The organism is Mycobacterium simiae (assembly GCF_008370645.1).
Classification (GTDB): Bacteria; Actinomycetota; Actinomycetes; order Mycobacteriales; family Mycobacteriaceae; genus Mycobacterium; species Mycobacterium simiae_A.
This window is the reverse complement of sequence record NZ_VTZN01000220.1, coordinates 1-6,934: the sequence shown is the minus strand read 5'-3', so window position 1 is coordinate 6,934 and position 6,934 is coordinate 1. Positions and strand designations below refer to the sequence as shown.

Annotated in this window: 5 protein-coding genes; all 5 read right to left on the bottom strand. The window is 65.7% G+C overall.

Annotated features, from left to right (window positions below; all coding sequences use genetic code 11):
• Positions 1-76: 76 nt before the first annotated feature.
• The 5 genes from pbpA to F0Q45_RS23205 all read right to left on the bottom strand — a co-directional run bounded on the left by pbpA (position 77) and on the right by F0Q45_RS23205 (position 6,781).
• On the bottom strand, positions 77-1,552 hold the full coding sequence (gene pbpA / locus F0Q45_RS23230) for a D,D-transpeptidase PbpA (protein WP_149656145.1): 1,476 nt from the start codon (positions 1,550-1,552) through the stop codon (positions 77-79).
• The gene (locus tag F0Q45_RS23225; protein ID WP_149656144.1) at positions 1,549-2,958 is read right to left on the bottom strand and encodes an FtsW/RodA/SpoVE family cell cycle protein; all 1,410 of its coding nucleotides are present in this window, start codon (positions 2,956-2,958) and stop codon (positions 1,549-1,551) included. Before F0Q45_RS23225 ends, pbpA begins: the two co-directional genes overlap by 4 nt.
• Positions 2,955-4,505, bottom strand: coding sequence for a PP2C family protein-serine/threonine phosphatase (locus F0Q45_RS23220; RefSeq protein ID WP_149656143.1), 1,551 nt, complete (start codon positions 4,503-4,505; stop codon positions 2,955-2,957). Before F0Q45_RS23220 ends, F0Q45_RS23225 begins: the two co-directional genes overlap by 4 nt.
• An 82-nt stretch (positions 4,506-4,587) precedes the next feature.
• Complete coding sequence (locus F0Q45_RS23210) at positions 4,588-5,055, bottom strand: FHA domain-containing protein FhaB/FipA (protein WP_149656141.1); 468 nt, start codon at positions 5,053-5,055, stop codon at positions 4,588-4,590.
• 127 nt (positions 5,056-5,182) lie between these two features.
• Positions 5,183-6,781 (bottom strand): DUF3662 and FHA domain-containing protein, encoded by a 1,599-nt coding sequence (locus tag F0Q45_RS23205; protein WP_149656146.1) that lies wholly within the window; start codon positions 6,779-6,781, stop codon positions 5,183-5,185.
• Positions 6,782-6,934: the final 153 nt, after the last annotated feature.

Here is a 6,934-nt window from a genome sequence, read left to right as displayed (position 1 = left end):
GGGGCAGCTGGGTGGCGACCCGCTGCGCGTGGCTGGGCCACGCTTGCGATCGCCACTCGCGCTCGCCTGCGGGAACTCATGGGCCCCCCTGTAGCGCGGCTTCGATCACGGCGCGCCCGATCGGCGCGGCGAGCGCACCTCCCGTCGCGGACAGGCGATCGGCCCCGTTCTCCACCAGCACCGCGACGGCGACCTTCGGTGCCTGCGCGGGCGCGAATGCGATGTACCACGCGTGGGGCGGAGTGTGACGGGGGTCTGTGCCGTGCTCTGCGGTACCCGTCTTGGATGCGATCTGCACGCCGGGGATGGCCCCTTTCTGCTGTGTGACTTTCTCGGCGCCGACCATCAGCTCTGTTAGCTTAGCGGCGACCTGCGGCGACACCGCGCGGCGCTGCTGGTGCGGCGCCGTGGTGCTGATGTTGGCCAGGTCGGGCCCTCGGAGGTTGTCGACCAAGTATGGCCGCATCGTGATCCCACCGTTGGCGATGGTCGCTGCGATTTCGGCGTTCTGTAGCGGCGTCAGCGCGACGTCTTTCTGCCCAATGCTCGACATCCCCAATGCGGCGGCATCCCGGATGGGGCCGATCGTCGATTCGGCGACCTGCAACGGTATCGGGTTCGGCGGGTTGTCCAGGCCAAACGCCTGTGCGGTGCTGCGCAAAGCATCCGTGCCGGTCTGCAGACCCAGCTGGACAAATGCGGTGTTGCATGACTTGGCGAATGCTTCGCTGAGCGACACGGTCGGGTCGGGGCCGCACGGCGTGCCGCCGTAGTTCTCCAAGGTGGCTGTGCTGCCGGGAAGGGGAATCGTGGCGGCCGCCGTCACCTGTGCGGTATCACTGGCCCCGGCCTGCAACGCGGCCGCGGTGGTGATCACCTTGAATGTGGAGCCCGGCGGGTATGTCTCAGCGATAGCGCGGTTGGTCAACGGCGAGGCGGGGTTATCGCGAAGCCGCTGCCAGGCTTGTGCCTGCGCCTCGGGATTGTGCGATGCCAGCAGATTGGGGTCATAGGACGGCGAAGACACCAGCGCCAAGATCCTGCCGGTCGACGGTTCTAGCGCCACGATCGCACCTTTGCAGGGCCCGCCACAGCCTTGCTGCATCGCGTCCCAACCGGCCTGCTGGATCCGCGGGCTGATCGTGGTGTCGACGTTGCCGCCGCGCGGGTCGCGACCGGTGAAGAAATCGGCCAGTCGCCGGCCGAACAGCCGCTCATCCGAACCGTTTAGCAGCGAGTCCTCGGCCCGTTCCAGACCGGTACTGGAATAACGCAGCGAGTAGAAGCCGGTGATCGGCGCGTACACCTCGGGATTGGGATAGACCCGCAGGAAACGAAAGCGGCTATCGGTTGCCACCGAGTAAGCCAGCAGTTGCCCGCCCGCGGTGATCTGGCCGCGTTGGCGCGAATACTCGTCGAGCAAGACTCGCTGATTACGTGGGTCAGCGCGCAACCCGTCGGCAGTGAAGACCTGGGTCATCGTGGCGTTGAGCAGTAGTAGGACGATCAACGCCATCACGGTCACCGAGATTCGGCGCAGAGAGGCGTTCATACCCGCTCGATCACCTCGGTGCCGGCCGCAGCTATCGGCGACGTATTTCGGGCGCGGGTGCGCAGCGGACGTCTGGCACCGTGCGAGATGCGCGCCAGGATGGCCAGCAGAACGTAGTTGGCCAACAGCGATGACCCGCCGTAGGACATCCAAGGTGTGGTCAAACCGGTCAGCGGAATGAGCCGGGTGACGCCGCCGACGACGATGAACAGCTGGATCGCCAGTGTGGATGCCAAACCTGCGGCTAACAGCTTGCCGAAGCTGTCACGAGTGGCGATAGCGGTGCGCAGGCCACGGACGATGACGATCGTGTACAGCATGAGGATGGCGGCCAGGCCCACCAATCCGAGCTCTTCGCCGAAGGCGGCGATGATGAAGTCGGTCGACGCCGCAGGTACAGTGTCGGGCTGGCCGTTGCCCAGCCCGGTACCGAAGATGCCGCCGGTGGCGAAGCTGAACAGCGATTGCACCATCTGGTACCCGCTGCCATCCGGGTCGGCGAACGGGTCTAGCCAGGTCTGCACCCGGACCCGGACATGGTTGAAGACGAAGTACGCGACAACGCTTCCCACGGCGAACAGGCTTAGGCCGATGATCACCCAGCTAAGCCGTTGGGTGGCCAGGTACACGACCACCAGGAACGAGGCGTACAGCAGCAGCGAAGTGCCGAGGTCCTTCTCGAAGACCATCACACCTACCGAGATCACCCAGGCCGCCAGTAGCGGCGCGAGGTCCCGCGGGCGCGGCAGCGTCATGCCCAACAGGTGCTTACCGGCGCTAGTGAACAAGCGGCGTTTGGCGACCAATACCGCCGAGAAGAAGATCAGCAGCAGAATCTTGGAGAATTCGGCGGGCTGAATGGAGAAGCCCGGCAAGCGAATCCAGATCTTAGCGCCATTCTGCTCGGACAACGACGCGGGTAACAGCGCGGGTACGGCCAGCATGAGCAGACCCGAAAGCCCGCAGGTGTAGCCGTAGCGTGCGAGCTGGCGGTGATCCTTGAGAAATGTGATAACGAGCGCAAACGAGGTGACTCCGACCAAAGTCCACAGCATCTGTTGGTTTGCGCTCGGATGACCGTGGCGCCCGACCTCGGTGTCGACGAGGTCGAGCCGATGAATCATCACCAGGCCTAGACCATTGAGCAGCGCCACCACTGGCAGCAGAAGCGGGTCAGTGAACGGAGCAAATCGCCGGATCGCCAGATGCGCGAACCCGAACAGCGTCAGGAAGGCCAGGCCATAGCTGGCCAGGTCCCAATGAAAGCTTCGCTCTTGGTTGGCTTCCACGATGAGGAGCGCGGCGATGGTGATTAGCGCGGCGAAGCACAGCAGCAGCAGCTCGGCGTTTCGTCGGGTCGGCAACGGGGGTGTGACCGTTACCGGCGGCTGCACACTTGTCGTCATGCCGCCGCCCGGCAGTCAATGCCCGGCTGCGGTGGTGGTGGCGGGAGGGCGGTCACCGTTGGCGACGTCGTTACAGGTGACGCAGGAGCTGTCGGCGAAGTACTCGAATGAGGTGTTCCGCTAATGCTGGCGCTTCCGGGAGTGGTAGGGGGTGGAGACCCGGCGGCCGAAGTGGTGGTGGGGCTGGTAGGAGACGCGGGCGAGGACGTAGCGCTTGGTTCGGGCGCGGCGCTGGTGGTGGCCGGGCCGGCGGCGCTGGGCGGGGAGGTGGCCCGAGGCGCCGGGCAGGGTGGTAGCAGCGAGTTGGCGGCCAACTCGCGTAGCTGACCAATGGCATCATCCAGGGAACCGGCAGGAAGTCCGGCCTGCACTTGGGCGCGCTCGGAGGGACGCAGGTCTTCCAGTTTCATCAGGTGGCAGTCCAGGTGAGCCAAGGATTGGCCATAGCTGATCTGGGAGAGGTCATTGCGTGGATTCAGGCATCCCATCAGATACGGTTCGTGCAAGGACATGCCGAGCAGCGAACCTTGGATCCCCCGCATGATCGAAACGGTGCCGCTGTACTCAGCGACGTAGTAGTTGTTGCGGATAATGGCGCGCCCGATAAATAACCCCGCTACCACTAGCACGACCGCTATGACAGCGACGAGCGCGATCCGGCGCCGCGACCACCGGTGCCGGCTGAGTTCCTCAACCGGCGGCGGGACCCGCTTGAGGACCTCTTTGCGCGGGGCTATCGCAGAGGCCCGTCCCGCGGCGGTGTTAGGCAGGGTCAGCTGGTCGTCATCGCCGGATACAGCTCCGGCCAGAATCGGCTGAGTCTGGCCGTACTCGTAGTCGACGACGTCGGCGACGACGACGGTCACGTTGTCAGGACCGCCGCCGCGCAGCGCAAGCTCGATGAGCCGGTAGGCACTTTCGCCGACGTCGGGGATCTTGAGGGCCTCGTGGATGGTTTCGTTGCTCACCGGGTCAGACAACCCGTCTGAGCACAGCAGGTATCGGTCGCCGGCGCGCACTTCGCGCATGGTCAGCGTGGGCTCGACCTCGTGCCCGGTCAGTGCGCGCATGATCAGCGAGCGCTGGGGGTGACTGTGGGCCTCCTCCGCAGTGATCCGGCCCTCGTCGACCAACGTTTGAACGAACGTGTCGTCCTTGGTGATCTGCGTCAGCTCACCATCGCGCAGCAAGTAGCCGCGAGAGTCACCGATATGCACCAGCCCGAGTCGGTTGCCGTCAAACAGGATTGCGGTGAGTGTGGTTCCCATGCCCTCGAGGTCGGGTTCCATTTCGACCTGGGCGGCGATGGCCGAGTTGCCGGCGCGAACCGCGGATTCCAGTTTGCCCAGCAGGTCGCCACCGGGCTCGTCGTCGTCAAGATGAGCTAATGCGGCGATAACCAGTTGCGATGCGACTTCGCCGGCTGCGTGGCCGCCCATGCCGTCCGCCAGTGCCAGCAACCGGGCACCAGCGTAGACCGAGTCTTCGTTGTTGGCGCGTACCAGGCCCCGATCGCTGCGGGCCGCATATCGCAGGACCAGGGTCACGAGCGCCGCTCTCCCCCGCAAGCGGGTGGGGATACCTCCCAGTTGTGGCGGCGTGCACCCACTGCATCGTTGTCGGCGCGGGTCACGGGCGTAACTCGATCGCCGTCTTGCCGATCCGGACCGGCACCCCCATCGGAACTCGTACCGCAGTCGTCACCTTCGCCCTGTCAAGGTAAGTGCCGTTGGTCGATCCTAAATCCTCGACATACCATTCCGACCCTCGCTGCGACAGTCTGGCGTGCCGCGTCGAGGCGTAATCGTCAGTCAAAACCAGGGTGGAATCGTCAGCGCGTCCGATCAGCACCGGCTGCCCGCTCAACGTGATGCGCGCGCCGGTCAGCGCCCCTTCGGTTATCACCAGGTAGCGCGCGGTCTGTCGGCGTTGGCGCGACGGCAGTAGCCCGCCGCGCAACGCCAACCCGCGGTGCACCATCACCGCGCCGGTCGGTGCGTAGATGTCGGTGCGCAGGATGCGCAACACCGACCAGATGAACAGCCATAACAGCATGAGAAATCCGGCACGCGTCAGTTGCAGTACTAACCCCTGCATCTGGCGTCCTTTCCGTCCTGGCGCCGCCACCCCGCGCCGGTGATGCCGCGAACATCAGCAAAGTCATCACGATACTTGGACGGCGGTCGATACGGGTTCAAGCGGGGCAGCATTGAGCCCAGAGGGTTCAGTGGATCCGGACGATGATCTCGGAATGGCCCAAGCGGATCACGTCGCCGTCGGCCAGTTGCCACTCTTGTACCGGCGCGTTGTTGACGGTGGTGCCGTTGGTCGAGTTCAGGTCGGTGAGCAGCGCGGCCTGACCATCCCAGCGGATCTCCAGGTGCCGACGCGAAACGCCGGTGTCGGGCAACCGAAACTGCGCGTCCTGTCCGCGGCCGATGATGTTGGAGCCGTCGCGCAGCTGGTAGGTGCGGCCGCTGCCGTCGTCGAGTTGCAGGGTGACCGTGGTTCCGGGGGACCCATAGCCGCCCTGCCCGTAACCGGCGTAGCCACCGCCTGCCGGCTGGCCGTAGTCGGGGGCAGCCGGCTGGCCGTAGTCATAGTTGCCGGCGGCCGGCTCGGCATATCCGCCCTGTGGGGCGTACCCCCCAGCGGCGGGAGCTTCGGCGTACTGGGTGTAGTCGCTGGGCCCGTAGTCCGGACGCCCGTAGCCCGCGCCGCCCTGCTGGTAACCCTGGTCGTAGCCCCGTTGCTCGTAACCTCCGCCTTGCTCGGGGTAGGACGGCCGCGGTGGTTCGGGTGGCGCCGCTGGGGGCGGTGGGGCAGCGCCATAGCCGCCCTCGTCCGGGCGCCCGAGCTCACGTCCGTAGTCTCCGTAACTGCCGTACCCGGGTTGCCCGCCGCCGGGCGGTTGGCCGTAGCCGCCGCCGGGGGGTTGGCCGTAGCCCCCGCCGGGGGGTTGGCCGTAGCCGCCGCCGGGGGGTTGGCCGTAGCCGCCGCCCTGGCGGTAACCCTGGTCGTAGCCAGGGCCGCCGTACCCGGAAGGAGCTGGCGGATGCTGGTCGTAGGGCGGTGGGTAGCCGGCCTGGCCCTGATCCTGGTAGCCGCGCTGTTCGGGGTAGCCACCCGGTCCTTGGTCGGGGTAGCCGCCGGGCTCGGGATAGCCGCCCTGGTCGGGGTGGCGTGGAGGTGGTGGGTAGCTAGGCTGCGGCGGGTAGCCGCCAGCTTCGGGCGGATATCCACCACGCGGGTCGGGCCCGCCGCGCTGCTCCTCTTGCGGCTGCGCGTAGCGGTCGTCGTAATACTCGTCGGGCCGCCCCTGCCCCTGACCGCCGCGGTAGCTCGAGTTGTCAGTCATCGCTGGTACTCCTGATTCTGCGGGTAACGCGTGGTTCGATTGTGGCCGGGCGGAATCGGTGCCTGTCGGGTGGGGCTCGACATCGGGGTTGACAGCTGCGCGGGCGCGGAGCTGGCCGGTATGCAAGTTCGGCGATCGCTCGAACCGCACCACCACATCACCATACGTTTGCCATCCCTGTTCATCGATATAGTCCGCCAAGTACCGAGCAAATGCTCCCGACGTGAGCTCCGGGGCGGATCCCAATTTCTCAGAGTCGTGAACACCGAGGGTAATGATGTACTCATTGGGTGCCAAAAGGCGATTTTCCGGGAGCGACCGCACACCATCAGCAGCTTCTCGGCGCAAGAGAGCTTCCACCTCTTGCGGAACGATCGAGCCGCCGAACACCCGGGCAAACGCATCACCAACGGTCGATTCGAGTTTGCGCTCGATACGCTGAGCCAGCCCTTTTTGGCTACCCATTTTCAGCGCTCGCCTCACTCTGTCTCGTTCATCGTCGCGCAAGGCAAACGACTCGTCCGCATACGGGGTCCGCCAACATGCTATCGGGACACAGTGACGCCGCGGCACCGTGAGAATCCTGAGAAACCACCGAAGGCGTGCCACGACCGTTGA

Coding starts and splice junctions, on each gene's coding strand:
- pbpA (WP_149656145.1), bottom strand. CDS start 1,552: ATGAACGCCTCTCTGCGCCGAATCTCGGTGACCGTGATGGCGTTGATC.
- F0Q45_RS23225 (WP_149656144.1), bottom strand. CDS start 2,958: ATGACGACAAGTGTGCAGCCGCCGGTAACGGTCACACCCCCGTTGCCG.
- F0Q45_RS23210 (WP_149656141.1), bottom strand. CDS start 5,055: ATGCAGGGGTTAGTACTGCAACTGACGCGTGCCGGATTTCTCATGCTG.
- F0Q45_RS23205 (WP_149656146.1), bottom strand. CDS start 6,781: ATGGGTAGCCAAAAAGGGCTGGCTCAGCGTATCGAGCGCAAACTCGAA.